25 protein-coding genes are annotated in these 26,271 nt (G+C 61.2%); 4 read left to right on the top strand and 21 right to left on the bottom strand.

Going from position 1 to position 26,271, the window contains the following annotated elements:
• Positions 1-42: 42 nt before the first annotated feature.
• Together PCOSP_RS06305 and PCOSP_RS06310 are read right to left on the bottom strand one after the other, a co-directional pair.
• Positions 43-717 carry a COG3650 family protein gene (locus tag PCOSP_RS06305; protein WP_139647685.1) on the bottom strand — a complete coding sequence of 225 codons (675 nt, stop codon included), beginning with the start codon at positions 715-717 and terminating at the stop codon, positions 43-45.
• Between the two features lie 79 nt (positions 718-796).
• On the bottom strand, positions 797-1,396 hold the full coding sequence (locus PCOSP_RS06310; RefSeq protein ID WP_139647524.1) for a short chain dehydrogenase: 600 nt from the start codon (positions 1,394-1,396) through the stop codon (positions 797-799).
• 104 nt (positions 1,397-1,500) lie between these two features.
• On the opposite strand from PCOSP_RS06310, the gene PCOSP_RS06315 reads away from it, so the two are divergent.
• The gene (locus PCOSP_RS06315; RefSeq protein ID WP_175363968.1) at positions 1,501-2,415 is read left to right on the top strand and encodes a LysR family transcriptional regulator; all 915 of its coding nucleotides are present in this window, start codon (positions 1,501-1,503) and stop codon (positions 2,413-2,415) included.
• Between the two features lie 84 nt (positions 2,416-2,499).
• Here the strand turns inward: PCOSP_RS06315 and PCOSP_RS06320 are convergent, their stop codons facing one another.
• From PCOSP_RS06320 to PCOSP_RS06360, 9 genes are all read right to left on the bottom strand, one after another.
• Positions 2,500-2,985: a DoxX family protein gene (locus PCOSP_RS06320; RefSeq protein WP_464710573.1), complete on the bottom strand. Its 486-nt coding sequence runs from the start codon at positions 2,983-2,985 to the stop codon at positions 2,500-2,502.
• Positions 2,982-3,743: an HvfC/BufC N-terminal domain-containing protein gene (locus PCOSP_RS06325; RefSeq protein ID WP_464710574.1), complete on the bottom strand. Its 762-nt coding sequence runs from the start codon at positions 3,741-3,743 to the stop codon at positions 2,982-2,984. The genes PCOSP_RS06320 and PCOSP_RS06325 overlap by 4 nt, the downstream gene beginning before the upstream one ends.
• On the bottom strand, positions 3,740-4,627 hold the full coding sequence (gene bufB / locus PCOSP_RS06330) for an MNIO family bufferin maturase (protein ID WP_139647532.1): 888 nt from the start codon (positions 4,625-4,627) through the stop codon (positions 3,740-3,742). The genes PCOSP_RS06325 and bufB overlap by 4 nt, the downstream gene beginning before the upstream one ends.
• Positions 4,628-4,652: 25 nt before the next feature.
• Entirely contained in the window at positions 4,653-4,958 is a 306-nt protein-coding gene (locus tag PCOSP_RS06335; protein ID WP_139647534.1) for a BufA1 family periplasmic bufferin-type metallophore, read from the bottom strand.
• A 358-nt stretch (positions 4,959-5,316) separates the two neighbouring features.
• Complete coding sequence (locus PCOSP_RS06340; protein ID WP_041023136.1) at positions 5,317-6,018, bottom strand: ABC transporter ATP-binding protein; 702 nt, start codon at positions 6,016-6,018, stop codon at positions 5,317-5,319.
• Entirely contained in the window at positions 6,019-6,786 is a 768-nt protein-coding gene (livG, locus tag PCOSP_RS06345; RefSeq protein ID WP_041023135.1) for a high-affinity branched-chain amino acid ABC transporter ATP-binding protein LivG, read from the bottom strand.
• Positions 6,783-8,036 carry a high-affinity branched-chain amino acid ABC transporter permease LivM gene (locus PCOSP_RS06350; protein WP_139647536.1) on the bottom strand — a complete coding sequence of 418 codons (1,254 nt, stop codon included), beginning with the start codon at positions 8,034-8,036 and terminating at the stop codon, positions 6,783-6,785. The genes livG and PCOSP_RS06350 overlap by 4 nt, the downstream gene beginning before the upstream one ends.
• Positions 8,033-8,956, bottom strand: a complete 924-nt coding sequence (gene livH, locus PCOSP_RS06355; protein WP_041023133.1) for a high-affinity branched-chain amino acid ABC transporter permease LivH — start codon at positions 8,954-8,956, stop codon at positions 8,033-8,035. Before livH ends, PCOSP_RS06350 begins: the two co-directional genes overlap by 4 nt.
• 276 nt (positions 8,957-9,232) lie before the next feature.
• Complete coding sequence (locus PCOSP_RS06360; RefSeq protein WP_175363965.1) at positions 9,233-10,360, bottom strand: branched-chain amino acid ABC transporter substrate-binding protein; 1,128 nt, start codon at positions 10,358-10,360, stop codon at positions 9,233-9,235.
• Between the two features lie 337 nt (positions 10,361-10,697).
• On the opposite strand from PCOSP_RS06360, the gene PCOSP_RS06365 reads away from it, so the two are divergent.
• On the top strand, positions 10,698-11,003 hold the full coding sequence (locus tag PCOSP_RS06365) for a DUF2288 domain-containing protein (protein ID WP_024776370.1): 306 nt from the start codon (positions 10,698-10,700) through the stop codon (positions 11,001-11,003).
• A 296-nt stretch (positions 11,004-11,299) separates the two neighbouring features.
• Here the strand turns inward: PCOSP_RS06365 and PCOSP_RS06370 are convergent, their stop codons facing one another.
• Entirely contained in the window at positions 11,300-13,477 is a 2,178-nt protein-coding gene (locus tag PCOSP_RS06370; RefSeq protein WP_139647540.1) for a hypothetical protein, read from the bottom strand.
• A 282-nt stretch (positions 13,478-13,759) separates the two neighbouring features.
• On the opposite strand from PCOSP_RS06370, the gene PCOSP_RS06375 reads away from it, so the two are divergent.
• Positions 13,760-15,109: a spinster family MFS transporter gene (locus PCOSP_RS06375; protein WP_139647541.1), complete on the top strand. Its 1,350-nt coding sequence runs from the start codon at positions 13,760-13,762 to the stop codon at positions 15,107-15,109.
• A 183-nt stretch (positions 15,110-15,292) separates the two neighbouring features.
• Here the strand turns inward: PCOSP_RS06375 and PCOSP_RS06380 are convergent, their stop codons facing one another.
• Positions 15,293-16,810 carry an MDR family MFS transporter gene (locus PCOSP_RS06380; protein ID WP_464710576.1) on the bottom strand — a complete coding sequence of 506 codons (1,518 nt, stop codon included), beginning with the start codon at positions 16,808-16,810 and terminating at the stop codon, positions 15,293-15,295.
• Positions 16,811-16,880: 70 nt separating this feature from the next.
• Positions 16,881-18,071 carry a 4-hydroxybenzoate 3-monooxygenase gene (gene pobA, locus PCOSP_RS06385; RefSeq protein WP_139647545.1) on the bottom strand — a complete coding sequence of 397 codons (1,191 nt, stop codon included), beginning with the start codon at positions 18,069-18,071 and terminating at the stop codon, positions 16,881-16,883.
• 173 nt (positions 18,072-18,244) lie between these two features.
• On the opposite strand from pobA, the gene PCOSP_RS06390 reads away from it, so the two are divergent.
• The gene (locus tag PCOSP_RS06390) at positions 18,245-19,138 is read left to right on the top strand and encodes a helix-turn-helix domain-containing protein (RefSeq protein ID WP_139647547.1); all 894 of its coding nucleotides are present in this window, start codon (positions 18,245-18,247) and stop codon (positions 19,136-19,138) included.
• A 7-nt stretch (positions 19,139-19,145) separates the two neighbouring features.
• Here the strand turns inward: PCOSP_RS06390 and PCOSP_RS06395 are convergent, their stop codons facing one another.
• The 7 genes from PCOSP_RS06395 to PCOSP_RS06425 form a co-directional block, all read right to left on the bottom strand.
• Positions 19,146-19,322, bottom strand: a complete 177-nt coding sequence (locus tag PCOSP_RS06395) for a hypothetical protein (protein ID WP_167355727.1) — start codon at positions 19,320-19,322, stop codon at positions 19,146-19,148.
• 229 nt (positions 19,323-19,551) lie between these two features.
• Positions 19,552-19,911, bottom strand: a complete 360-nt coding sequence (locus PCOSP_RS06400; protein ID WP_464710578.1) for a DUF5064 family protein — start codon at positions 19,909-19,911, stop codon at positions 19,552-19,554.
• Between the two features lie 64 nt (positions 19,912-19,975).
• A complete protein-coding gene (gene arcC / locus PCOSP_RS06405) occupies positions 19,976-20,905 on the bottom strand; it encodes a carbamate kinase (RefSeq protein WP_464710580.1) in 930 nt (309 codons plus the stop codon).
• A gap of 132 nt (positions 20,906-21,037) precedes the next feature.
• Entirely contained in the window at positions 21,038-22,048 is a 1,011-nt protein-coding gene (locus PCOSP_RS06410; RefSeq protein WP_139647556.1) for an ornithine carbamoyltransferase, read from the bottom strand.
• Between the two features lie 67 nt (positions 22,049-22,115).
• Positions 22,116-23,372 carry an arginine deiminase gene (gene arcA / locus PCOSP_RS06415; protein WP_139647558.1) on the bottom strand — a complete coding sequence of 419 codons (1,257 nt, stop codon included), beginning with the start codon at positions 23,370-23,372 and terminating at the stop codon, positions 22,116-22,118.
• Positions 23,373-23,402: 30 nt separating this feature from the next.
• Positions 23,403-24,830 (bottom strand): arginine-ornithine antiporter, encoded by a 1,428-nt coding sequence (gene arcD / locus PCOSP_RS06420; RefSeq protein ID WP_139647561.1) that lies wholly within the window; start codon positions 24,828-24,830, stop codon positions 23,403-23,405.
• Positions 24,831-24,917: 87 nt separating this feature from the next.
• Positions 24,918-26,264 (bottom strand): CoA transferase, encoded by a 1,347-nt coding sequence (locus tag PCOSP_RS06425; RefSeq protein ID WP_464710582.1) that lies wholly within the window; start codon positions 26,262-26,264, stop codon positions 24,918-24,920.
• Between the last annotated feature and the right edge of the window lie 7 nt (positions 26,265-26,271).

A 26,271-nucleotide genomic window follows, 5' to 3' on the forward strand; every position in this document is an offset into this window, starting at 1 on the left:
TCAAACCGGCGATTATATGCTGCAATCCCCTGTCACGGTGAATCAGTCGTTACGCGCACCGCCAAAGTAGGCGCAGCCGCGCTGAACCACGCCATTGACCCGCAACTCGGCACTCATGTGCTGGACGCTGCCGCTGGTGCTGTCGACGCAACGCTGTGGCGCGACCCACAGTTCGACTTTCTGGCCATTCGCTTCGGTACTCAGGTCGAAACGGCCGTCCCCCAGTTGCTCTTCAACGTAAGGCACCGCCAGCGCAGGCTGGCCGTCACGTTCGAGCACGAGGCCTTTGCCGCTGGCCTTGAGGCTCCACTCCGGACCGTGGCCGGCGGCGTGCAGGACCAGCCGCTTGAAGTCGACATCGTCGCAGGCCGTGCCCGAACGTTCCAGGCGATACAACTGCTCCAGGTCCAATTGGCTGTCGGCCCCCGCCGCGGCGCTGGAGACGATATGGCCGCGCACGTCAGCGAACAGCTTGCCGCGCTCATCGGCCAGGGCGGCAGCTTGTTGCAGCACGCTGGTGCCGCCGCTGTCGTTGACGATGTAGCGGCGTTGTTCCTGGCACGGCTGGAACACCAGCTTGCCGTCGGCCGCCGTGAGTTCGCCTTGCATGCGTGTCTGGCCGGCGTGGGACGCGCTCTCGCGCGGAGCGTCGAGCAGTTGGCAGCCGGCGAACAGGGGAAGGAGGGCAACACACAACAGGGAACGGGCGGCACGCATCATCGGGTCTCCAGGCAGGTGCCGCCACGTTACTCAGACTGCTCCCGCATCACAAGCGGGAGCGTAGGCAAAGTGCTATTCAACCCACGTGAAAGGTCTGGCCAGTTTGTAGTCCTTCGACACTCTTGGCGTAGGCTAACGCCACATCGGCGGCCGGTACCGGTTTGTAGCCGCGGAAGTAAGGGGCGTATTTGTCCATGGACTCCAGCAGCACGTTCGGGCTCACCGAGTTGACTCGCAGCCCCCGTGGCAACTCAATGGCCGCCGCCCGCACGAAGCTGTCCAAGGCGCCGTTGACCAGCGCCGCCGAAGCGCCGCTCTTGATCGGGTCGTGGCTCAACACACCAGTGGTGAAGGTGAAGGATGCGCCGTCGTTGGCGAATTCCCGGCCGATCAGCAGCAGATTGACCTGGCCCATCAGCTTGTCCTTCAAGCCGAGGGCGAAACTTTCCTCGGTCATATCGCCTAGCGGTGCGAACGTGACGCTGCCGGCGGCGCAGATCAGCGCATCGAAGGGGCCGGTCTTTTCGAAGAGGGCGCGGATCGAGGCGCTGTCGCTGATGTCGACGTGCAGTTCACCGCTGTTGCGGCCGATTCGAATGATTTCGTGGCGTGGCGACAGTTCGTTGGCAATGGCCGAACCGATGGTGCCGTTGGCGCCGATCAACAGGATTTTCATGGACTGTTCCTCAGTGGGTTAACCGAGATTGCAGTTTAGAGTGGTTTTTTTCATTGATAAGCGTGCTAATAGGCAACCTTTGGTTTTCTATTGGAAACAATCCAGTGAGCGAGATGGACGACCTGGCGGCGTTCGCCGTGTTGATCGAGGCCGGCAGTTTTACCCTGGCGGCCCAGCAATTGGGGTGCAGCAAGGGCCAGTTGTCCAAGCGCATCAGCCTGCTGGAAAGCCGCTTCTCGGTGGTGTTGCTGCAGCGCACCACACGACGCCTGAGCCTTACCGCGGCCGGAGCGGCCCTGTTGCCCCAGGCCCAAGCACTGCTGGTTCAGGTGGAAAGGGCGCGTCAGGCTCTCGCCCGCTTGAAGGATGATATTTCCGGGCCGGTGCGTATGACGGTTCCGGTGTCGTTGGGCGAAACCTTTTTTGAAGGGCTGCTGCTGGAGTTCGCCCACACGTACCCCAACGTGCAGATCGAACTGGAGCTCAGCAACGGTTATCGCGACCTGACCCGGGACGGTTTCGACCTGGCGATCCGCTCCGACGCCGCCATCGATGAGCGATTGGTCGCCCGGCCGTTGCTGGCGTGGCACGAGATGACCTGCGCCAGCCCGGCTTATCTCGATCAGTATGGCGAACCACAAACCCCCCAGGACCTGGCTGAACATCGCTGCCTGCTCAACAGCCACTACAGTGGTCGGGAAGAGTGGCTGTACCACCAGCAACACGAGCTGCTGCGGGTCCGGGTGTCGGGTCCGTTCGCCAGCAATCACTACAGCTTGCTGAAAAAAGCCGCCTTGGCGGGTGCCGGAATCGCTCGGCTACCGTCCTACCTGTTGAATGAAGAATTGGCGGATGGACGCCTGTGCTGGCTCCTACGGGATTTTCAGACCCGTCGTATGCCGATGTACCTGGTGCACCCCTATCAGGGCGGCCTGCCCAAGCGCACCCAGGTGCTGGCCGATTATCTGATTGACTGGTTCAAGCGCAGTGGTGAGGCGCTTGACCGACTCCAGCAATAGCGAGGCATCACCCCAACCCTTGTGGGAGCGAGCCTGCTCGCGATAGCAATCTCAGCCTCAGCACAGTTGTTGACGGACCCACCGCTATCGCGAGCGGGCTCGCTCCCACACGGCAATCAGGTGATCGATGGACAGCACGCCGGGGCCGCGGGCCATCAGGTAAAGCAATAGCGCTGCCCAGGTGCCGTGGGTCGGGTAGGCGTCGGGATAGACGAACAGCTGAATGGTCAGGGTCATGCCCAGCAGCGCCAGCGCCGAAAACCGTGTGGCAAACCCCAGCAGGATCAGCACCGGAAAGAAATGCTCGGCGAACGCGGCGAGGTGCGCGGCGATTTCCGGTGACAGCAGCGGGATGGCGTATTCGCTCTTGAACAATGGGATGGTTGAGTCGGCCAGGTGCGGCCATCCGATCTGGAAGGTGCCATCGATCAGGTCGATGGCCAGGCCCTCGACCTTGGTCTGCCCGGATTTCCAGAACACCGCCGCGATGGAAAACCGCGCAATAAACGCGATCAGGCTGTGGGGGATTTTCTCCAGCATGGTAATGGCGCGAGTGACGGGGCTGTTCATGGCGATACCTTGTCGTGATGCAAACGGGTAATGGCGCCGTGACTGATCAGCAGTGCCAGGGTTTGTGCGATGTCGAACGTGGGGGCACAGGCCAGCGCCTGCCCGAGCGGCTGGCCGTTGTGCACGTTGCGGATAAAGGTGAAGGCGCCACGGTCGAGGGCAAACACTTCAACCTCGAGGCCGTTGCGCAGGACCAATGCGCATTGCCCTTGGTTCGGGTCGATCTCGGCGAGCGTCATGTCCGTCTGATGGGCCGCCCAGATCGCGACGACTGCGAACGCTGAATCGAGCAGGTGCACGGACGGATGCAAGGTGACGCACAGCCCGTCCAGGGACGGTGGGTCGGCCAGTGCTGCGGCGATCTGCTCATGGCCCAGAGGGTGTTCGTCAGCGGCGTGATAGGCGACGGTGCGCAACCTTTCCAAACGGGCGACATCCGCCAGGTATGGCAGGGAAAACGCCGGTTCGAAGTCCTCGATAAAGTCGGCCAGATCCGCGCCATAACGATTCATCAACGGGCTGCGGGGCGCTGAGGTCTGCACATGAACGGCGGCCATGGCTCGGAAAAACTCATCCCCTACCAACTGACGGACCACCGGATAGGCGTCCGCCAATGCATTGATCAGTGAGCCCTGGACGTTGTTGCGATACACGGCGAAGCGGCTCGCCGGGTCTGCACCATTGGCGCAACACAAGCCTTCCGGGCAGGGTTGCCGGATGTCGAGCAGGGCGGTGGTGAACGCGGCTTGGCTGCTCATGCTGACCTCCCCGCGGACAGCAACAGCGCGTCGGCCTGATGGGCTTCGGCCAACAAGACATCGAAAGCCGGTACCTGGTTGTCACGCTCGATCAGGGTGGCCACCGGACCGACGCGCTCCAGGGCCTGTCGGTACAGCGCCCAGACCGCCAGGTCGATGGGGGCACCATGATCATCGATCAGCAAACGGTCGCCCAGGCTGTCGGAGTCTTCGGCAAACCCGGCCAGATGAATCTCGCCCACCGCCTGCAGCGGCAGGGCATCGAGATAGGCCAGTGGATCGCGTTGATGATTGATGCAGGAAACGTAGAGGTTGTTGACGTCCAGCAGCAGCCCGCAGCCCGTACGGCGAATGACTTCGCTGATGAAGTCAGTCTCGTCGAGGGTCGAGCGTTGGAACGCCAGGTAGGTGGCGGGGTTCTCCAGCAGCATCGGGCGTTTGAGAGTGTCCTGCACTTGTCCGATATGGGCGCAGACGCGGTTCAGCGTCGGCGCGTCGTAAGCCAGGGGCAGCAGGTCGTTGAGGAACACCGGGCCATGGCTCGACCAGGCCAGGTGTTCGGAAAAGGCTTGGGGTTGATAGCGCTCGATCAGTTCGGCGAGGCGCTGCAGGTGTGCCGCATCCAGCTTGCCCTCGGTACCGATGGACAGGCCGACGCCATGCAACGACAGCGGATACTGCTCGCGGATCAATCCCAGGAAATGGTGGAACGGACCACCGTCCACCATGTAGTTTTCGGCGTGGACTTCAAAGAAGCCGATGTCTGGCCTCGAACCGAGCACTTGCTGGAAGTGTCCGGTCTTGAGCCCCAGCCCGGCACGGCGCGGGAGCTCGACGCTGGCTGCCTGAGTGCCGATGAAAGCAGGTTCGTAAGACGTGGTCATGGTCGACACTCAGGCAGACGGTGGATCAGGACTTGGCTTTGTAGGCTTCGAGCTGACCGAAACCGGTAGGCGAGGTCTTGCTCATGGTGGTCGTGCAAGTGCCTTTCGGGACGAGCTTCCAGGCGTTGCTCTGATAGTCCATCTTGGCGGTACCAGCACAGGTGGTGCCGGCGCCGGCGGCGCAGTTGTTTTGCCCTTTCATGGCCACGCCAAAGCATTTTTCCATGTTGTCGTCAGCGGCGTGGACGGTCGATACGGCAGCGATGCTCAACGCGGAGCCGAGGGCCAGGACCAGGGCGGAGGCGGACAGGGTACGGGTGGTAGCGGACATGATGGTTCTCCAGTTCTTCTAGGGAAATGAACCGGCTTCAGCGCCGGTCTGCTGAACTAGAGAAGGGAGGTGGGGAAGTGTTACAGCGAGTTTCGAATTATTTTTGATCACCGCGAAATGTGTGTACTGAAAGGGATTAAAAGAAGCATCTCCATCCTTTGTGGCGAGGGGATTTATCCCCGCTGGGCTGCAAAGCAGCCCCAAACCAGGCAACTCGGTGAGTCAGGTAGATTGAGGCTGCTGTGATGGGGGCTGCTTCGCAGCCCAGCGGGGATAAATCCCCTCGCCACAAAGGTGTTCACATCTAGCTGGTGCAAAAAAAAACGGCCCGAAGGCCGTTCTTGTTTACCGCAACTCCTTAACCGCCCAGGTACGCTTCGCGCACTTTCGGATCGGTCAGCAGTGCTTCACCAGTGCCCTGCATCACCACGCGACCGTTTTCCAACACATACGCCCGGTCGGCGATTTTCAGGGCCTGGTTGGCGTTCTGCTCAACCAGGAACACCGTCACGCCATCCTTGCGCAGCTGTTCGATGATGTCGAAGATCTGCTGGATGATGATCGGTGCCAGGCCCAGGGAAGGCTCGTCGAGCAGCAGCAACTTGGGCTTGCTCATCAGCGCGCGGCCGATGGCGAGCATCTGTTGTTCGCCGCCAGACATGGTGCCGCCGCGCTGGCTGAAGCGTTCTTTCAGGCGTGGGAAAAGGTGCAGGACCTTGTCCATCTGTTCCTGATAATCGCCCTTGTCGGTGAAGAATCCGCCCATGGCGAGGTTCTCTTCCACAGTCAGCCGGGCAAATACCCGACGACCTTCCGGCACGACTGCGATGCTCTTGCGCATGATCCGCGACGAGTCCTGGCCCACCAGTTCCTCACCCATGTAGCGGATGCTGCCGCTGTGGGCCTGGGGCGAACCGCAGAGGGTCATCAGCAGGGTGGATTTGCCGGCACCGTTGGCGCCGATCAGCGTCACGATTTCGCCCTGGCGGACCTCCACGTTGACGCTGTGCAGGGCCTGGATCTTGCCGTAGAAGGTGGAAACGTTTTCGAACTGCAGCATTTACGCTTCCCCCAGGTAGGCTTTGATCACTTCAGGATTGTCCCGGATCTGTTCCGGCGTGCCGTTGGCCAGGGGAGTGCCCTGGTTGATCACCACGATGTGGTCGGAAATGCTCATGACCAGTTTCATGTCGTGTTCGATCAGCAGCACCGTGACGTTGTGTTCCTCGCGGAGCACGCCGATCAGGGCTTTCAGGTCTTCGGTTTCCCTCGGGTTCAGGCCGGCGGCCGGTTCGTCGAGCATGAGGATCCGCGGACGGGTCATCATGCAACGGGCGATTTCCAGGCGCCGCTGCTGACCATAGGCCAGGGTGCCAGCGGTACGGTTGGCGAACTCCTTGAGATTGACCTTTTCCAGCCAGTACTCGGCGTACTCCATCGCTTCGCGTTCGCTCTTGCGGAACGACGGGGTCTTGAACAGGCCGGCGAAGAAGTTGGTGTTCAGGTGGCGATGTTGGGCAATCAAGAGGTTCTCGATGGCCGTCATGTCCTTGAACAACCGCACGTTCTGGAACGTACGCACCACGCCCTTGAGGGCAATCTTGTGCCCCGGCAGGCCCTGGATCGGCTCGCCGTCCAGCAGGATGCTGCCGCCGGTTGGCTGGTAGAAACCGGTCAGGCAGTTGAACACCGTGGTCTTGCCCGCGCCGTTTGGCCCGATCAAGGCAACCACCTGTTTCTCTTTCACGGTCAGGGCCACGCCATTGACCGCCAGCAGGCCGCCGAAGCGCATGCTTAGGTTTTCAACCTTGAGGATCTCGCGGCTCATTTGCGCAGCTCCATGTGGGGGCGTTGCATAGGCAGCAGACCTTGAGGACGCCAGATCATCATCAGCACCATCAAGGCGCCGAACATCAACATGCGGTATTCACTGAATTCACGCATCATTTCGGGTAGCAGGATCATCACGATGGCGGCCAGGATCACACCCAACTGCGAGCCCATCCCGCCCAGCACCACGATGGCGAGGATGATCGCCGACTCGATGAAGGTGAAGGATTCAGGCGTCACCAGACCCTGGCGGGCGGCGAAGAAGCTACCGGCGAAACCGGCGAATGCGGCACCGAGGGTGAAGGCCGACAGCTTGATCACGGTCGGGTTGAGACCCAGGGCACGGCAGGCGATTTCGTCTTCGCGCAGCGCTTCCCACGCACGGCCGATGGGCATGCGCAGCAGGCGGTTGATGACGAACAACGCGGCCAGGGCCAGCAACAGCGCGACCAGGTAGAGGAACACCACTTTGCTCACCGGGTTGTAGGTCAGCCCGAAGAACTCGTGGAAGGTCTGCATGCCCTCGGCCGCGGAACGTTCGAAGCTCAGCCCGAAGAAGGTCGGCTTGGGGATGTTGCTGATGCCGTTGGGGCCACCGGTGAGGCCGGTGAGGTTACGCAGGAACAAACGGATGATTTCACCGAAGCCCAGGGTCACGATGGCCAGGTAGTCGCCACGCAGACGCAGCACCGGGAAACCCAGCAGGAAGCCGAACGTGGCCGCCATCATCCCGGCGATCGGCAGGCAGATCCAGAAGCTCAGGCCGAAGTAGTGGGACAGCAGCGCGTAGCTGTAAGCGCCCACTGCGTAGAATCCCACATAACCCAGATCGAGCAGGCCGGCCAGGCCGACCACGATGTTCAGGCCCAGGCCCAGTAACACGTAGATCAGGATCAGGGTGGCGATATCCACCGCCCCACGGGAGCCGAAGAACGGCCAGACCAACGCCACCACGATCAGGCCGATGATGATCCGGCGCTGGGTGCGTGGCAGGGTCAGGAACTGGCTGACCTTGGGCGAAACCAGCGGGCCACGGTTGGAACGCAGCGCGGCACCGACCTGCTGGCTGAACAGCACCCGCAGGAACATCAGCACCGAGCACAGCGCAATCACGCTCAGGGTCAGCGGACCGGTGCCGTGCACTTCCAGGTTGACGCCGACGATGCTCAGCTTGAGGCCGAGCACCGGAAAGGCCACGGCCCAGACCAGCAGGGCGCTGAACAGCGCCTGTTTAAGATATTTGCTCATACTTTCTCAACCTCCGGGCGGCCCAGGATGCCGGTCGGCCGGAACAACAGAACCAGGACCAGGAGACCGAACGCAACCACGTCCTTGTACTGGTCACCGAAGATATCGGCGCCGAATGCTTCGGCCACCCCCAGCACCAGCCCGCCGAGCATCGCCCCCGGAATACTGCCGATGCCACCCAGCACCGCCGCGGTAAAGGCCTTCAGGCCGACCAGGAAACCGGCGTTCGGGTTGATCACGCCGTACTGCATGCTCAACAGCACGGCAGCGACGGCCGCCAGCGCGGCACCGATGACGAAGGTCAGGGCGATGATGTTGTTGGTGTTGATGCCCAGCAGGTTGGCCATCTTGATGTCCTCGGCACAGGCGCGACAGGCGCGCCCCAGGCGGGAACGGGAGATGAACAGGGTCAGGCCGAGCATGGCGATCAGGGTCACGACAAAGACCAGGATCTGCATGTAGGAAATCAGGACTTCTTCAGCACCGCCCGGGCCGAAGGAGAAACTCCCAGGGATCAGGTTGGGGATGGACTTGTCCTTGGAGTCCTGGGACAGCAGTACAGTGTTCTGCAGGAAAATCGACATGCCGATGGCGGAAATCAGTGGAATCAGACGGTTGCTGCTGCGCAAGGGGCGATAGGCAACGCGTTCGATACTGTAGCCATAGGCACTGGTCACGACGATCGACGCCAGGAAGGCGGCGGTCATCAACAACGGCAGTGAGTGGATACCCAGCATGGCCAGCCCGGCAAGGGCAATGAAAGCCACGTAGGAACCGATCATGTACACCTCGCCATGGGCGAAGTTAATCATTCCAATGATGCCGTAAACCATTGTGTAGCCAATGGCTATCAAGGCATAGGTGCTGCCAATGGTCAGGCCATTAACCAGCTGTTGGAAAAAGTGATAGATCTCAGGCATTACAGCGCTCCTAAAAACCCGATACGCATTTCACTGGTGGAGTCATGTTCCGGCCCTGTGCTGTGTTCTGTTGTCACATTTGCACGGAGCGTTTGCCAGCGAACCGCTGGTGACGGTTTTAAGATTTTCAGGTGAACCAGCGCCCGGATCGCGGGTGTCTGGCCCATAAACCTCGTAAAACAAAGCCCACTGCTTGCACAGTGGGCTCGTTGACCGTGAGTGTCCTGTATCACAAAAAAAAAGAACGTATTTGTGAAACAGGACACTAGGCCGGGCTTACTGAGGGGAAACTTCGGTTTTCGGTTTGCCGAAGTGCCACTGGTAGACCACGAATTTGAAGTCTTTCAGGTCGCCCTTCTCGTTGAACGACAGTTCGCCGGTCGGGGTCTTGAAGCTGCCTTTGTGGAGGGCTTCAGCGACCTTGGTGGTGTCGTCGCTCTTGGCGGCCTTGATACCTTCGGCGATCAGCTCGACGGCGGAGTAGGCCGGGAACACGAACGGACCACTCGGATCCTTGCCGTCGGCCTTGATGGCCGCAACGATTGCCTGGTTCTCAGGATCGGCGTCGAAGGATTTCGGCAGGGTCACCAGCAGGCCTTCGGAAGCGTCCTGGGCAATTTGCGAGATGGAGTCGTTGCCGACACCTTCAGGCCCCATGAACTTGGCGTTCAGGCCTTTTTCCTTGGATTGACGCAGGATCAGGCCCAGCTCAGGGTGGTAGCCACCGTAGTAGACGAAGTCGACGTTGTTCTGCTTGAGCTTCTGGATGATCGAGGAGAAGTCCTTGTCACCGGCGTTCAGGCCTTCGAATACGGCGACTTTCACGCCTTTCTTCTCAAGGGTCTGCTTGACGGCGGTGGCGATACCTTCACCGTACTGCTGTTTGTCGTGCAGGACCGCAACGACTTTCGGCTTGACGTGATCGGCGATGTAGTTGCCGGCGGCAGGGCCCTGGGCGCTGTCCAGGCCGATGGTGCGGAAGACCAGCTTGTAGCCACGGGCGGTGATTTCCGGGCTGGTGGCCGCTGGGGTGATCATGATCACGCCTTCGTCTTCGTAGATGTCCGAAGCCGGTTGGGTGGAGCTGGAGCACAGGTGGCCGACGACGAACTTGACGCCATCGTTGACCACTTTGTTCGCCACGGCTACGGCCTGTTTAGGGTCGCAGGCATCATCGTATTCCTTGGCTTCGAGCATTTTGCCGTCGACGCCGCCCTTGGCGTTGATGTCCTTGATGGCTTGTTTGGCGCCGACGAATTGCATGTCGCCGTACTGGGTCACCGGACCGGTCTTGGGACCAGCGATGCCGATCTTGATGGTGTCGGCGGCGAACGAATGGCTGGCAACCCCGGCCAGAACCATAGCGGCAAACAGTTTGGAAATCTGCTTAGTAGCCTTAGTCATAGTGCTCCACTCATGCTGTTGTAGTTTTTATAGTCCTGGCGCCGTAGCAGCAGAACCGGGTCAGATATCTTGGATATCCCCTCGGAAAATGCCCCCGGCAACTGTACCGGTACAGTGTAGAGCGCCGGTTGTTGGCAAGGGAAGCTGGCGCTTGGGGGCAAAATCAGAGGGTGTCGCTTTATTGAAAGAAAAAGACAGAATAGCGGCAGGTAATGTCCGGACAAATCGGCAGTCCCTGGCTTTGCTGTGCTTTTCAATCGTACTCCAATTGCTACCGGGTTTTTCTGCCAGACCACCGACGTTATCATTCGCGCCGATTTCTTTTCCGGACAGTCCCATGAATCAAGAACCTAGCACCCTCTATGCCAAACTGCTTGGAGAAACTGCATCCATTACTTGGAAAGAGCTGGAGCCGTTCTTTGCCAAGGGTGCCCTGTTATGGGTCGAGCCAGCACTGGATTTGATCGCCGCCGCCGAGGCTGTCGCTCAGGACGAAGGCGATAAAGTCGCCGCCTGGCTGGCCGCCGGGCAACTCGCCAAGCTGTCTGAAACGCGGGCGCTGGATTTTCTGGAGCGCGATCCGTTGCTCTGGGCGGTGGTGGTTTCGCCCTGGATTATGATCCAGGAAAGGGCGTCGAATTGATCGATGCACCAAATTGGTTCGTGTTTTGATCGGATAAAAGTGTGTAGCTGAGTAGCGTGATGGCACCCTGCCGTGGTGAAACGCCACAGGGCAGGGTGACGTATACGTAACGGGAACAGTTCATGGGGCAGCCTTCGGGCTGCTCAATTGTTTCTGGATGTTGTTCCGTGGTGTTGTTTAGACCGCTATCGCGAGCAGGCTCGCTCCCACAAAGGACTGCATTCTTCCTGGAAGATCGCGGTTCAATGTGGGAGCGAGCCTGCTCGCGAAAGGGGCGTCGCGGTCTTGCAACAGCCTCAGTAAGTCTTGCCAGTATGGTTATTGAGCGAAATGACCTTGGTCTTGCCGATGCGATGACGGTAGATCTCGCGCAGGTACTTGATGGCCTTCTTCACACAATCACGGGACAGGCGGATGTCGTTGATCGAGACGAACTTGTCCTTGTCGTTGATCAGCTCGCGGTACTTCTTCTCGTACATCGGCTTGATCGCGTACCAGTTGGTGTCGAGGATCTTCGCCGGGTTCTCGAATTCGTTGAGCAGATCGTCGATCCGGTCCTCATCGAAGTCTTCATTGATGATGAAGTCCAGGATCGAGTTGTCCAGGGTGTCGTCGAAGCGATATGGATTGCGAGCGAAGCAGCGCTTGATGAAGGCCACGATCAGGGTCAGGAAGTCATCCGACAGGCACGGACTCTTGGCGATCAGGGTGGTCAGCGAGAGGTTGGCCGACGCGCCGATCACCAGGGCGTAACGCTTGAGGGTGGTGTTGGGGAACAGGCTGTTGAGGTGGGTCTTGAGCCGGTTCAGGTCCATGTAGGACAGTTTGTAGTCCTTGGGCAGCGACACGATGGACACCACCGAGGAGCAGTTCTTGAAGAAGTGCAGGTCGTGCAGGGCGGCGGCGTCGTAGCCGGAATTCTTGTACTGCTCCAGCGAGGCCCGGTAGCGCTTGGATTCGATCGGCAACAGGCTGATGCCTTCGATGGCCTGGGTCACTTTGTTGAAGTGCGGCAGGTCGATAGAGCGGAAGAACAGATCGTCGATGTTCAGGCGTGGCGGTTCTTTGTCGAACACCTTGAACTTGTCGCCGCTCGGCGCCGGGGTTTCCGGGACGACGGACTCGGCGTAGGCAATCGCCACGGGACCGGCCAGGCTCATGAACAGGTCGTTGGCGTCCAGGCGGATAGTTTCGCCGATGTCGATGCCGGCACGACGGAAATAGTTCTGGTCGTAATCGGTGGTGACCGCCTGGGCCGTCAGGATGTTGAAGATCTGCTGGGAGATGTACTGGTTGGCGTGCTTCTCCATGGCATTGACGTCGATGTTCTGGATGTTGCCGTCATCGTTCTCTTCGGCGTAGCGCATGATGTCGTTGGAGATCAGCATCATCGCGTTCCAGGGGCGGATACGGCCCATGACGCTGGCTTCGCTGCTGTCTTCATTGGCAAAGTTGTACGAGAAATCCCATTCTTCCGACAGGTACTTGCACAACAGGCGTCCGGCGTTGATGTGCAGGGCTTCGGACATTTCGCTGCGGTGATCGGAAATGTTCGGCAGCACGCAGATGCCGCTGGTGAAGATCGGTTCGAAGACAAAAGAGTGACCACTTTTGCCGTCGTGCTCGTCCATCGGCTTGGTGTCGAACGTCTTGTTCATGTACGAGTGCTGCTGGGCCAGGCCGAACTCCGAGGCCATGCCCGAACCGGTACCGCCGCCGGCGCTGAAGATCGAGAAGTACAGGCGCGACTGGTTGGCCTTGATGCCGCAGCTGTCGATCAGGTACGAGTGGATCATCTTCCAGTCGGGGCTGGAGAAGCGCTGGGTGTCCTTGTTCAGGATGATCTTGGCCAGGTACTGGCCCAGGATCGGCGCGTTACCGGCGCCACCGGCATGGACTTCCGACAGGTCCATGATCTTCATCTTGCTGTAGTCGCGCAGGAAGCCGGTTTTTTCGCCCTTGCGTGAGAATCGGATACGCCCGGCGATGTCCTTGTCCAGGTCGCCGAGCATCACCAGTGGTTCCACCAGGAACACCGGTTTGGTCGCCTTGCCGGTGCCCAGGCGCAGGTTGTTGCGGATCCATTGCGCAGGACGGTAGGCCTTGTCGCTGTAGGCCTTGTCTTCGTTGTTGAATTCGTTGAGGTAGAACTTGCGGGCGTTGTAGACCAGCTCTGCCACATCCAGGGCGATGTTGGAGCCGCAACGTCCCAGGCCGATCAGGCACACCGACGGGAATTCCTGCTGGTCACGTTCGCTTTCGTCGTCCACCAGATGGGGAGGGCGCGGGAATACGATGTCGCGCAGACCATCGAGGTTATCGAGGATGCGGTCGGTGTTGGTCTCGGTGAAATACAGATACTGCTGCGTCGCCAGGGGACGCGAGCTGCTCGATGACTTCGGGGGTTCAAGGCCGTTGGCGGCCGGGCCCAAGGTCAGATCGGATACCGCAGTGGCTGTTTTTTTTGAGGTCATTATGCGCCGTAGCCTGAACTGGTGGGTTGGACGACCGCTGTCATCGAACCATCGCGGATGAAAGAAGCTTCATGATGAATCGGCCACCGGCACATGATCTTTAATCGAGAGCCGGCAAATTGATGGCAATTGTTACAGTTTATTGATTGGCATCAATCAGCAGGTCGTGCCCCATGGTCGGGTATCAGCGCGGCGAATGATTGGAGACAGCCCCCGCACTGCTGTCTAGATTGCAGATTCCGGGCTCGGATGCCTCGCCCATAACAATAAAGAGACGGAATCATGCAGAACTCGACCCAAGCGGTGAATGCCTGGCGCATTCTGTTCCTGTTGTTTCTGGCCAACCTGTTCAATTTCTTCGATCGCACCATTCCGGCAATCATCATCGAGCCGATCCGCATGGAATGGAGCCTCAGCGACTTCCAGATCGGCATCATCGGCACCGCGTTCACCATCGTGTATGCCATTGCCGGCCTGCCGCTGGGGCGCATGGCCGATACCGGTTCGCGCAGCAAATTGATGGGCTGGGGGTTGGCGGCCTGGAGCGGGCTGACGGCCATCAATGGCCTGGTGGGCAGTTTCTGGGCGTTCCTGTTGGTGCGCATGGGCATCGGTATCGGCGAGGCCAGCTACGCGCCGGCGGCCAACTCGCTGATCGGCGATCTGTTCCCGGCCCATCGTCGGGCGCGGGCCATGGGGATCTTCATGCTGGGCCTGCCGATCGGGTTGCTGCTGGCGTTCTTTACCATCGGAGCGATGGTCAAGGCTTTCGACAGCTGGCGCGCGCCGTTCTTTATCGCAGCGGTGCCGGGGCTGGTGCTGGCGGTCTTCATGTTCTTTATCAAGGAACCCAAGCGCGGTGCGGCGGAAACCGTGCCGGTGTCCCAGGAAAAAATCGATCGGCCGATCCGTCGGGTGCTGGCGATTCCCACCTTCCTGTGGCTGGTGCTGGCGGGGCTGTGTTTCAACTTCGCCACTTATGCCTGCAACTCGTTCCTGGTGCCGATGCTGCAGCGTTACTTCCTGATGCCCCTGCACGAAGCCGCCGTGGCCACCGGGATCATGGTGGGCGTGACCGGGTTGTTCGGGCTGACCCTGGGCGGCTGGATCGCCGACAAGATTCATCAGCGCGTGGCCAATGGCCGTTTGCTGTTCGCTGCGTTCAGCCTGGTCATTTCCACGCTGACCACGGCCTGGGCGTTGCATGCCGGACGAATTGAAATCGGCGTGTTCGTTGCGGTGTTCAGCGTCGGTTGGCTGTTCGCCTATACCTTTTATACCTGCGTATACACCGCGATCCAGGACGTCGTGGAGCCGCGTCTGCGGGCGACGGCGATGGCGTTGTTCTTTGCCGGGTTGTACCTGCTCGGCGGCGGCCTGGGGCCGGTGGTGGTCGGCGGCCTGTCGGACTACTTTGCCCGCGCAGCCATGGCGGCGGCCGGCGCCCCGCAGATGACCGAAGCGTTCAAGGCCATCGGTTTGCACGACGCGATGTACCTGATCCCTGTGGCGCTGTTCTTGACCATGGTGTTCCTGTTCCTGGCATCGCGCTGTTTCGCCAGCGATGCCAAGCGGATGAAGGATGGCATGAGCGCGCAGGTGGAGCCGGGGATTGTGGTGGCGACGGCTTGAGGTGATAGGACAATGTGAGGCTTTTGTGGCGAGGGGATTCATCCCCGCTGGACTGCAAAGCAGTCCCTCTTAAAACAATTCCTTCCTTACTGGCAGATTATGATCTCAGCTTTTGGGGCTGCTTCGCAGCCCAGCGGGGATGAATCCCCTCGCCACAGGTTTTGCATGGTAGGGGGATTTTGTTTACCGAACCAGTTCCTCCCGCCCCCGCAACAGTCGGTTCGGCATTGCCAGTGCCGCCGCCAACCCCAGCAGCGACACCGCCGCGCTGATCATCAGCAGATGGCGGAACGTCGTCTGCAACTCCAGGCGCAGGGCGTCCCGGGCTTCGCCCGGAGCGGCGTTCAAGCCGTCTAGCAGGGCATTGCCGGAATGGCCTTCGCTGATCAGCGACGAACCGGCGAACTGAGCGAAACCTGAATCCTGCAGCAAAGCCAGCAGCAACGCCGACATCAGTGCCACACCCACCGCACCGCCGAGGGAGCGGAACAGGTTGGTGGTACTGGTGGCGACGCCGATATCCCGTTGTTGCACCGAGTTCTGCGAACCCACCAGTGAGGTGGGGAACTGCATGCCGGAGGCGATCCCGCCCAGCAGCATGAACAGGCTGCTGAGCCAGAACGCGTCGGGCGCCGTGCAGGCCATGCCGAGGATGGCGAAAGGAAAGAGCAGGGCACCGCTGAGGATCATCGGTTTGTAGCGGCCGGTGATCGAGGTGCGACGTCCGGCGAAATACGCACCGATGGGCAAACCCATCGCCAGCGGCAGCAGGTGCAACGCCGCGCTGTCGGCGCCGGCACCGGTCACGCTCTGGAAGCGCAATGGCACCAGTACCGTCAGGGAAATCGCCTGGAAGCTGGTGAAAAATACCGTGCACCAACACAACACCGCGCTGCGGTTGACGAACAGGTGCATCGGTAGCAAAGGCTCCCGGGCGCGGCGTTCGTGCCAGACGAATATGCCCAGCGTCACCACGGCGCACCCCAGCAGCCCCAGTACGCTACGGCTGTGCCAGGCCTGTCCCTGGCCGACCTGGGTAATACCCAGCAGCAAGGCGCTCAGGCCGATGATCAGCAACACCGTGCCCAGGTAGTCGATGATCGGCGTGCGGTGCGGCACCGAAAGCCCGACCAGGGTGCGGCGGGCAATCAGCCAGGCACCCAAACCCAGCGGCAGGTTGATCCAGAACACCCAGCGCCACGACAGGTACTCGGTCATGTAGCCGCCCAGTACCGGTCCGGCCACGCTGGCCACGGCATACATGCTGCTGAAGTAACCCTGATAGCGGCCACGCTCGCGGGGCGGCACGATGTCACCGATGATCGCCTGGCTCACGGAGATCATCCCGCCGGCGCCGATGCCTTGGATGATTCGTGCCAGCACCAGCTGTTCCATGTTTTGCGCCAGGCCACAGAACAGCGAGGCCAGGGTGAACAGCCCCATGCCGAACAGCATCAGCGGTCGGCGACCGTAGAGATCGCCCAGCTTGCCGTAGATTGGCACCGCCACGGTCATGGCGACCATGTAGCCGGAAATGACCCAGGCCAACAGGCTGAGGTCCTTGAATTGGGCGGAGATGGCCGGCATCGAGACGGCGACGATGGTTTGGTCCAGCGCACCGAGGAAAATCGCCAGCATCAGGGCCACCAGTACGCTGCGGATGGCGGGCTGCTGGATGTTGGGCGTATTGAGCTGAGTCACGGTCGAACCTGCGGGCATCACGCCAAAGAGGCGAGTGGAGACGGAGCCCGCAGTGTAAGTCGGTAGCCGGCTATTCGATAGCCTCGTAAGGAAGTCCGACATAATTTTCCGCGATGGTTTTCCGTCCGGCTTCGGAGTCGACGAAATACTCCAGCTCGGCTTCGCTGATGCGCTGGTTGAAGGCGTCGTCGTCGAAGCGGTGCAGCATCGATGTCATCCACCAGGAGAAGCGCTCGGCTTTCCAGACCCGTCGCAGGCAGATGGCCGAATACTGTTGCAGCAGGTCCACCCGGCCTTCGCGATAGACCTTGAGCAGGATGTCGAACAGCGTGCTGACATCGCTGGCCGCCAGGTTCAGGCCCTTGGCACCGGTCGGCGGGACGATGTGCGCAGCGTCGCCCACCAGGAACATGCGGCCGTACTGCATCGGCTCGACCACGAAGCTGCGCAGCGGCGCGATGCTCTTTTCGATGGACGGGCCGGTCACCAGGGCTTCGGCCAGATCGGCGGGCAGGCGGGTCTTGAGTTCGGTCCAGAAGCGCTCGTCCGGCCAGTCGGCGACTTGTTCTTCGGCGGGCACTTGCAGGTAGTAACGGGTGCGGGTCTTGGAGCGCATGCTGCACAAGGCAAATCCACGCTCGTGGCGGGCGTAGACCAGTTCCTCGTTGACCGGCGGGGTATCGGCCAGGATGCCAAGCCAGCCGAAGGGGTAGACCCGCTCGAAGACCTTCAGTTTTTCCGCTGGAATGGATTGCCGCGCCACGCCATGGAAGCCGTCGCACCCGGCAATGTAGTCGCACTCCAGGCGCCAGGTTTCACCCTGGTGCTCGAATGTCACGAAAGGCTGGTCGGTCTGCATGCCGTGGGGCTGGGCCTTGTCGACCTGATAAAGCGTCCGGGCACCGGCCTTTTCGCGGGCGGCCATCAGGTCGCGGGTCACTTCGGTCTGGCCGTAGACCATCACGTTTTTACCGCTGGTCAACCCTTTGAGATCAATGTGCACCCGACGGCCATTGAGGACCAGTTCGAAACCGTCATGCTCCAGCCCTTCGGCATCCATGCGCTGGCCGACGCCGGCCCGGCGCAACAGTTCGGCCATGCCTTGCTCCAGCACACCGGCGCGGATGCGACCCAGGACATAGTCCGGGGCCTGGCGTTCGAGGATCAGGGTGTCAATTCCGGCATTGTGCAATAGCTGGCCGAGCAGCAATCCAGAGGGGCCGGCGCCGATAATGGCGACTTGGGTCTTGAGGGTTTTCATTGTTGTTATGACTCGCATGAAGCACGCGACCAGGGCCGGTGTGGATGGTTATGAACCGAGTCCTTGCATTTTTTCCTTGCGGGCCTGTCAATTGAAGGGGAAAACTGAGCCGATACCTGTACTTTCTGCCAATCGGTGCGATTATCGCCCGCTACCCGAGGCCGATCCTCGTTATGAAAAAAACTGAGCTGCCTTCGATTCCGGTGTTCAAGCTCTACGGCGAAAGCCAGGATTGGCCGACGCCGGATTTACTGCACTGTGAAACCATCTCCAAGCGCAGTCGCGAGCATCAGTGGGAAATCAAACCCCATCGGCATGCCGACCTCTGTCAGTTGCTGTTCGTTTTCAAGGGCCAGGCGGAGCTGGAAATCGAAGGCCAGCGTACCCGGCTCGACGAGCCGGCGGTGCAGATCCTGCCGCCGCTGTCGGTCCACGGCTTTCGCTTTTCCGAAGACGTGGAGGGTTACGTGGTGACCCTGGCGGCGCCGCTGGTGACCCACCTGCAAGGGCAGTTGGGCCATTCGGTAAACATTCTGGCTCAGGCCGAGAGTTACCCGGCCGGTGACAACGCCGACTACCTCAACAGCCTGTTCAGCGCTTTGCAGAGCGAGTACATGGGGCATCAACCGGCCCGGGAAATGCTCATGCATGCGCTGGTCAACGTGATCATGGTCTGGGTCAGTCGCCAGGTCATGCAGCGACGTACCCAGAGCCAGCGCCCGCAGCGGGCTCGTGAATACCTCAATGGGTTCATTCAATTGGTGGAGGAAACCTATCGGCAGCACGTCAAGGTGGAAGACCTGGCCCATCGCCTGGGCATTTCCGTGTCGCACCTCAACGGCACCTGCCGCGAGCTGGCGGGGCAGCCGGCGTTGCAGATCATGCATGAGCGTCAGTTGCTCGAGGCCAAGCGGATGCTGACCTACACCGGCATGACCATCTACGAGATTTCCGAGGTGCTCGGGTTCTCCGACCCGACCAACTTCACCCGCCTGTTCCGCCGTCGCGTCGGCATCTCGCCCAAGGCCTTCCGGGACCGGCTCAAGACCGATCAGCCGGACGACTGAGCACGCCTCAGCGCAAGGCGTTCAGGGTCGCGTTGTGCGGGATGCAGCGTTCGAAGTTGCAACTGGCGTAGTCACGAGGCAGTTGCCTGGCCTGCTCGACCCGGTAGGCCGCTGTGCCGTACAGCGCAAGCGTGGCGGCGCAGGTCACGAAAATGGCGAGGCGTCTTTTTGTTCTGATGTTCATGGCGATGACCTCTGAACGAATACCCTGGGGTACTGTTTTCAGCATAGGTCAGCCGGGGGAGTTGCCAGTGGGGTGGAGGGTGCAATTACCCTGGCATTCAGGGCACTGATGTCCCCCTGTGAGAGCGAGCCTGCTCGCGATGGCCATACAGCCGTCACATCGATGTCGACAGGCAGGCCGCTATCGCGAGCAGGCTCGCTCCCACAGGGTAATGGGGCTGCCAGGTGGATTAGGTCAGGTGCTCGGGCCTCACTGGATCGCCCGGTTTCACATCCAGTTGCTTACGCACGTCCTCGAACATGTCGTCGTAATACGTGTGCATCGAGCCGATGCTGGCGCTCTTCGGCAGGCCGTACTTCTGCGCGATGTTTGTGGCGTACCGGGCAAAGTCGAAGGCCAGGTCCTTCGGCAGAAAAAAGGTCTCGTCCACGCTTTTGTCCTCGACCGTGCCGTGCAACCGGAATGACATGCCCGTGCCTTCCTGGAGATCCTGGGCAATTTCGTAGTCGATGCAGAGGTTGTAGCTGAAATCATCCTTGTTCAGCGCATGGCGCTCCATGTGCAGGTGACCGGGTTGGAACATGGCCATGAGAGACCCTCCTGGAAAGGCATAGAAGTAGGGCAGACCCCGGATCTGCCCTGGGAGTTTCCGCTTATCGATAAGCGATGCCTGTTGTCGTCATGCTGATGCGGGTGCCGGCGGTGCCTTGGACGATAGCATCGATGTCCGAGAGTGACCCGATCACCGCGACCTTGCCGGTATTGCGCGCAAATTCGCAGGCGGCCTGCACCTTGGGCCCCATGGAGCCGGCGGCGAAATCGAGTTTTTCCAGATCGTCGGGGTGGGCCCGGGCGATGGCTTTGCAGGTCGGCTTGCCGAAATCGATGAAGACCGCGTTGACATCGGTGGCGATCACCAGCAGATCGCTCTCCAATTGTTCGGCCAGCAGCGCCGAGCACAGGTCCTTGTCGATGACCGCCTCAACGCCTCGCAGCTTGCCGTCGGCGTCATAGATCGTCGGGATACCGCCACCGCCGGCGCAGATCACGATGCTGCCCTTTTCCAGCAGCCACTTGATCGGCCGGATTTCAAAGATGCGCTTGGGTCTGGGGCTGGCGACTACCCGGCGAAACCTGTCGCCGTCCGGGGCGATGCTCCAGCCTTTTTCGGCGGCCAGTGCCTGCGCCTCCTGCTGGCTGTAGACCGGGCCGATGGGCTTGGTGGGGTGTTGGAAGGCCGGGTCGTTGGCGTCCACTTCCACTTGGGTCAGCAACGTGGCGAAGGGCACGTCGGCGTCCAGCAGGTTGCCCAGTTCCTGCTCGATGATGTAACCGATCATGCCGTCGGTCTCGGCGCCCAGCACGTCCAGCGGATACGGAGTCACCGAAGTGTAGGCTGCCGCTTGCAACGACAGCAGGCCGACTTGCGGGCCGTTGCCGTGGGCGATCACTAATTGGTTGCCCGGATGGATCCTGGCGATCTGTTCGGTCGCTGTGCGGATGTTGCTGCGTTGGTTGTCGGCGGTCATGGGTTCACCCCGACGCAGGAGGGCGTTACCGCCCAGGGCAACGACGATGCGCATAGTGCTCTCCTTGAAAATGGAACATGGTTCCTGTGGGAGCGAGCCTGCTCGCGAATGCGGTGTATCAACCCATGAATGAGCTGGCTGATCGTCCGCCATCGCGAGCAGGCTCGCTCCCACAAAGGGACGGCCTTACAAGTCCGCCAGCGTCGACACCAGTACCGCCTTGATGGTGTGCATGCGGTTTTCCGCCTGCTCGAAGGCGATGCACGCCGGTGACTCGAACACGTCGTCCGTGACTTCGATGCCGTTGGCCAGGTGCGGATACTGCTCGGCGATCTGCTTGCCGACCTTGGTGTCGCTGTTATGGAATGCCGGCAGGCAGTGCATGAAGCGAGTACGCGGGTTACCGGTGGCTTTCATCAGGTCGGCATTGACCTGGTAAGGCAACAGTTGCTCGATACGCTCGGCCCAGGCTTCGACCGGCTCACCCATGGAGACCCAGACGTCGGTGTGAATGAAGTCCACGCCCTTGACCGCCGCTTTCGGATCTTCGGTGAGGGTGATACGCGCGCCGCTTTCTTCGGCGTAATGATGGCAGCGCTGCACCAGATCGTCGTGGGGCCAGAGGGCCTTGGGCGCGCAGATACGCACGTCCATGCCCAACTTTGCGCCGATCAGCAGTAACGAGTTGCCCATGTTGTTTCGCGCATCGCCCAGGTACGCATAGCTGATCTCGTGGATCGGTTTGTCGGCGTGCTCGCGCATGGTCAGTACGTCGGCAATCATCTGCGTCGGGTGGTATTCATCGGTCAGGCCGTTGAACACCGGTACGCCGGCGAACTTCGCCAGTTCCTCGACGGTTTCCTGCTTGAAGCCCCGGTATTCGATGGCGTCGTACATGCGCCCGAGCACGCGGGCGGTGTCCTTCATGCTTTCCTTGTGGCCGATCTGCGACGAGTTGGGGTCGATGTAGGTGACATTGGCACCCTGGTCGTAGGCCGCCACTTCGAAGGCACAACGGGTACGGGTCGAGGTTTTCTCGAAGATCAGCGCGATGTTGTTGCCCTTGAGGTGCTGCTGTTCGGTGCCGGTGTACTTGGCCCGCTTGAGGTCGCGGGACAGGTCCAGCAAATAGTGCAATTCACGGGGCGTGTGATGTTCGAGGCTGAGCAGGTTACGGTTGTGGGTGTTGAACGCCATGGTGCATCTCCTTGGGTATCGGCAGGCCCTGAACCGTGTCCGGTCAACCAGGGCCCGGGCTCGAAGGTCAGTAGTCGATCGGATCGCGAATGATCGGGCAGGTCATGCAATGGCCGCCGCCGCGACCTCGGCCCAGCTCGCTGGCGCTGATGGTGATGACTTCCACCCCGGCCTTGCGCAGCAGGGTGTTGGTGTAGGTGTTGCGGTCGTAGCCGATCACCACGCCCGGCTCCAGGGCCACCACATTGTTGCCGTCGTCCCATTGTTCGCGCTCGGCGGCGAAGCTGTTGCCGCCGGTTTCCACCACGCGCAGCGCCGGGAGCTTGAGGGCGGCGGCAACAGTGTCGATGAAGCTGCTTTCCTCGCGGCGAACGTCGATACCGCCGGGTTTGCTCTCGTCTGGGCGCAGGGAGAAGGCGACGATCTGGCTCACCACTTCCGGGAAAATGGTCACCAGGTCGCGGTCGCAGAAACTGAACACGGTGTCCAGGTGCATGGCGGCCCGGGACTTCGGCAAGCCGGCGACGATGACCCGTTCCACGGCCTGGTGCTTGAACAGGTTCAGTGCCAATTGGCCGATGGCCTGGCGGGATGAGCGTTCGCCCATGCCGATCAGCACGACACCGTTGCCGATGGGCATTACGTCGCCGCCTTCGAGGGTGGCACTGCCATGGTCCAGGTCCGGGTTGCCGTACCAGATCTGGAAGTCGGCCTGGGTGAACTCCGGGTGGAATTTATACAGGGCGGTGGTCAGCAGGGTTTCCTGGCGGCGTGCCGGCCAGTACATCGGGTTAAGGGTGACGCCGCCGTAGATCCAGCAGGTGGTGTCGCGGGTGAACTGGGTGTTGGGCAGCGGCGGCAGGATGAAGCTGGAATGCCCGAGGAAGTCGCGGAACATCTGGATGGTCTTGCCGCCGAAACTGTCGGGCAGGTCATCGGCCGAAACGCCACCAATCAGGAACTCGGCGATCCGGCGCGGTTCCAGGCTGCGCAGCCACGAACCGACCTCATTCACCAGGCCCAGGCCCACCGAGTCGGGGGTGACCTTGCGTTGCAGGATCCAGTCCAGGGCTTCGGGGACGGCGACGATGTCGGTCAACAGGTTGTGCATTTCCAGCACGTCGATGCCCCGCTCGCGCATCTTGGTGACGAAATCGAAATGGTCGCGTTTGGCCTGGTTGACCCATATCACGTCGTCGAACAGCAGTTCATCGCAGTTGTTCGGGGTCAGCCGCTGATGGGCCAGGCCTGGGGAACACACCATGACTTTACGCAATCTACCGGCTTCGGAATGAACGCCGTATTGCATTTTTTCCGTGGTCATTACACATCCTCCCGTTAAAACGTTGAGTGATCACAAGCTCAGGAAGCCGCTGTAGAGGCCATAGCCAGCTATCAGGGCGCCTGCGACTACTGCGGCGAAAATCAGCTTCTCGACAGCGGTGAACACCGGTCGGGCCACTTCGCGCCGGGCTTGGGCGAACAGCACCGCGCCGGGGGCGTAGAGCAGCGCAGAAAGCAGCAGGTATTTGATCCCGCCGGCATACAGCAACCACACCGCGTAGAGCAGGGCGATGGCGCTGATGGCCAAGTCCTTGCGGCGTTCGGCCGGGGCGTTCTGGTAGGTTTCGCCGCGCACCGCCAGCAGCAGCGCGTAGGCCGCCGACCACAGGTAGGGCACCAGGATCATCGACGTGGCGAGGTAGATCAGCGACAGGTAGGTACTGGCCGAGAACAGGGTAACGATCAGAAACAGTTGGACCATGGCGTTGGTCAGCCACAGGGCGTTGGCCGGCACGTGGTTGGCATTTTCGCGACGCAGGAACGCCGGCATGGTGTGGTCCCTGGCGGCGGCGAACAGGATCTCGGCGCACAGCAGCACCCAGGACAACAGGGCTCCGAGCAGCGAAATGATGAGGCCGACGCTGATCAGCACCGCGCCCCAGTGGCCCACGACGTGCTCCAGCACTGCGGCCATGGACGGGTTCTGCAGCTTCGCCAGTTCCGGCTGGGTCATGATCCCCAGGGACAGCACGTTCACCAACACCAGGAACAGCAGCACGGTGATAAAGCCGATCACCGTGGCCTTGCCCACATCCGAACGCCGCTCGGCGCGGGCGGAAAAAATGCTCGCGCCCTCGATACCGATGAACACCCAGACGGTGACCAGCATCATGTTGCGCACCTGGTTCATCACGCTGCCCAACTGCGGGTTTTTCACGCCCCAGATATCGGCGGTGAAAATGTCGAGCCGGAAGGCGAACACGGCGATCAGCACGAACAACGCCAGCGGCACGACCTTGGCAACGGTGGTGACGAGGTTGATGAACGCAGCTTCCTTGATGCCGCGCAGCACCAGGAAATGCACGGCCCACAGCAGCAGCGACGCGCCGATCACCGCTGCAACCGTATTGCCCTCACCGAAGACCGGAAAAAAATAACCCAGGGTGCTGAACAGCAAGACGAAGTAGCCGACGTTGCCTAACCAGGCGCTGATCCAATAACCCCAGGCCGAGGAGAACCCCATGTAGTCACCGAATCCGGCTTTGGCGTAGACATACACACCACCATCCAGATCGGGTTTGCGATTGGCCAGGGTCTGGAACACAAAGGCGAGGGTCAGCATGCCCACCGCAGTAATCGCCCAGCCAATCAGCACGGCACCGACATCGGCACTGGCGGCCATGTTCTGGGGCAAGGAAAAGATTCCCCCGCCGATCATCGAACCCACTACCAGCGCGACCAACGCACCCAAGCGAAGTTTTCCGGGGGTATCAGACATTCCATGACTCCGAAGCAACCGAGGGGAGTCACAGCGTATGTCGATTTACCATTTCAATAGCTGATCCAGGTCAGAAGGCGGAGTCGTTCACCATTGCGCTCGATGGGCGCCGAGTGTCGTTGCCGCGCGTGTCCATTGCCAGGGCGTGCCGGTGATTTTCAGCGGCACCTGCAACCGGCGAGCCGGTCCCCACGGTGTCTGCTCGATCAGCACCCCCAGGTCCTGCTCGTCCTCGGGGCGTAGCGCGGCCTGAATACCCGCGCCACCCTCGATCAGCAGTCGGGCGGTACGCGCCAGGGACAGGCGTGCCGAGCCACCTTGCCCGTTTGCCAGGCGCCGAGCCAGCAACACCACGGCGCTGGCCGCCATCAAGTAGCCGGTGCCGTGGTCCAGCGCCTGGACGGGCAGCGGTGTCGGTTTGTCGGTCTGTTTCCAGGCCATGCCGGCCTCGGCGATACCACTGCTCATTTGCACCAGGCTGTCGAAGCCGCGCCGTTGCTGCCACGGGCCGCTCCAACCGTAGGCGTTGAGGCTGACATCGATCAGGCCAGGGGCGATCTTGTGGCGTTGCGCGGCGCCGTAACCCAGGCGTTCGAGGGCGTCGGCCCGGTAGCCGTGCAGGAGGATGTCGGCGTCCTTGAGCAGTGCTTCGAACGTGGTGCGGTCGTCGGGCTGGTGCAGGTCGAGGCGGGCACAGCGTTTGCCCAGGGTGACTTCCGGGACCACGCCGGGTTCGTCCCAGGTCGGTGGATCGATCCGCAAGACGTCGGCCCCCAGGCCCGCGAGGAAGCGGCTGGCAACGGGACCGGCCAGTACGCGGGTCAGGTCCAGTACCTTGAGGCCGGCCAGTGGCTGTGCCACGGAACCGAGCCAGGGTTTGCAGTGTTCCCCGGCGGTTCCAGTGAAGTGCACCAGCGGCTCGGCATTCACTGCGATACCTTGGGGATGGGCCTGCCACGCCTGCCAGGAGCGCATCTCGGCGGCGCAGCCACCGGCGTCGACGACGGCCTGTTCCAGTTCGGTCTTGTTCCAGTGGATCACTTTGCTCGCCATGTCGGCACGATCAACACAGTTACCGAGGACCTTTTCCGCCGCCCGGCGATGATGCGGCGCATTGGTGTGCAGGCGAATCCAGCCGTCGGCCGTGGCGTAGTCGCCGGCCACCGGGTCCCACATCGGCGGCACGCTCCAGCCAATGGGGCGCAGGGACGTGGAAAACCAGAACGAAGCCAGGCGCCGGTCAACCTCGAGGTGCGGCAGGCGGCCGGTCTGTTGGCCAATGAGTTCTGCGGTCGCCTGGCCGGCCACGGCAATGCTGGCACTGGCCAGTTCCGTGACGGCGAACGCCGAAGGCAGGGCGCCGTCATGGCTGAAGGGGATCGGAGTCGTGGGCAAGCCGAGGGCGGCTTGCATGGACGCGAGTAGATCTGTCATCGAAGAC

Source organism: Pseudomonas sp. MAFF 730105 (assembly GCF_055380705.1).

What these genes read in the sequence shown, in the direction of transcription:
- arcD (WP_139647561.1), bottom strand. Translation starts at nt 24,830, where the DNA reads ATGTCTGATACCCCCGGAAAACTTCGCTTGGGTGCGTTGGTCGCGCTG.
- PCOSP_RS06335 (WP_139647534.1), bottom strand. Translation starts at nt 4,958, where the DNA reads ATGTCCGCTACCACCCGTACCCTGTCCGCCTCCGCCCTGGTCCTGGCC.
- PCOSP_RS06425 (WP_464710582.1), bottom strand. Translation starts at nt 26,264, where the DNA reads ATGACAGATCTACTCGCGTCCATGCAAGCCGCCCTCGGCTTGCCCACG.
- PCOSP_RS06305 (WP_139647685.1), bottom strand. Translation starts at nt 717, where the DNA reads ATGCGTGCCGCCCGTTCCCTGTTGTGTGTTGCCCTCCTTCCCCTGTTC.
- PCOSP_RS06365 (WP_024776370.1), top strand. Translation starts at nt 10,698, where the DNA reads ATGAATCAAGAACCTAGCACCCTCTATGCCAAACTGCTTGGAGAAACT.
- arcA (WP_139647558.1), bottom strand. Translation starts at nt 23,372, where the DNA reads ATGACCACGGAAAAAATGCAATACGGCGTTCATTCCGAAGCCGGTAGA.
- PCOSP_RS06325 (WP_464710574.1), bottom strand. Translation starts at nt 3,743, where the DNA reads ATGAGCAGCCAAGCCGCGTTCACCACCGCCCTGCTCGACATCCGGCAA.
- PCOSP_RS06370 (WP_139647540.1), bottom strand. Translation starts at nt 13,477, where the DNA reads ATGACCTCAAAAAAAACAGCCACTGCGGTATCCGATCTGACCTTGGGC.
- livH (WP_041023133.1), bottom strand. Translation starts at nt 8,956, where the DNA reads ATGCCTGAGATCTATCACTTTTTCCAACAGCTGGTTAATGGCCTGACC.
- livG (WP_041023135.1), bottom strand. Translation starts at nt 6,786, where the DNA reads ATGAGCCGCGAGATCCTCAAGGTTGAAAACCTAAGCATGCGCTTCGGC.
- PCOSP_RS06375 (WP_139647541.1), top strand. Translation starts at nt 13,760, where the DNA reads ATGCAGAACTCGACCCAAGCGGTGAATGCCTGGCGCATTCTGTTCCTG.
- PCOSP_RS06390 (WP_139647547.1), top strand. Translation starts at nt 18,245, where the DNA reads ATGAAAAAAACTGAGCTGCCTTCGATTCCGGTGTTCAAGCTCTACGGC.
- arcC (WP_464710580.1), bottom strand. Translation starts at nt 20,905, where the DNA reads ATGCGCATCGTCGTTGCCCTGGGCGGTAACGCCCTCCTGCGTCGGGGT.
- PCOSP_RS06340 (WP_041023136.1), bottom strand. Translation starts at nt 6,018, where the DNA reads ATGCTGCAGTTCGAAAACGTTTCCACCTTCTACGGCAAGATCCAGGCC.
- PCOSP_RS06320 (WP_464710573.1), bottom strand. Translation starts at nt 2,985, where the DNA reads ATGAACAGCCCCGTCACTCGCGCCATTACCATGCTGGAGAAAATCCCC.
- PCOSP_RS06310 (WP_139647524.1), bottom strand. Translation starts at nt 1,396, where the DNA reads ATGAAAATCCTGTTGATCGGCGCCAACGGCACCATCGGTTCGGCCATT.
- bufB (WP_139647532.1), bottom strand. Translation starts at nt 4,627, where the DNA reads ATGACCACGTCTTACGAACCTGCTTTCATCGGCACTCAGGCAGCCAGC.
- PCOSP_RS06350 (WP_139647536.1), bottom strand. Translation starts at nt 8,036, where the DNA reads ATGAGCAAATATCTTAAACAGGCGCTGTTCAGCGCCCTGCTGGTCTGG.
- PCOSP_RS06360 (WP_175363965.1), bottom strand. Translation starts at nt 10,360, where the DNA reads ATGACTAAGGCTACTAAGCAGATTTCCAAACTGTTTGCCGCTATGGTT.
- pobA (WP_139647545.1), bottom strand. Translation starts at nt 18,071, where the DNA reads ATGAAAACCCTCAAGACCCAAGTCGCCATTATCGGCGCCGGCCCCTCT.
- PCOSP_RS06410 (WP_139647556.1), bottom strand. Translation starts at nt 22,048, where the DNA reads ATGGCGTTCAACACCCACAACCGTAACCTGCTCAGCCTCGAACATCAC.
- PCOSP_RS06400 (WP_464710578.1), bottom strand. Translation starts at nt 19,911, where the DNA reads ATGGCCATGTTCCAACCCGGTCACCTGCACATGGAGCGCCATGCGCTG.
- PCOSP_RS06395 (WP_167355727.1), bottom strand. Translation starts at nt 19,322, where the DNA reads ATGAACATCAGAACAAAAAGACGCCTCGCCATTTTCGTGACCTGCGCC.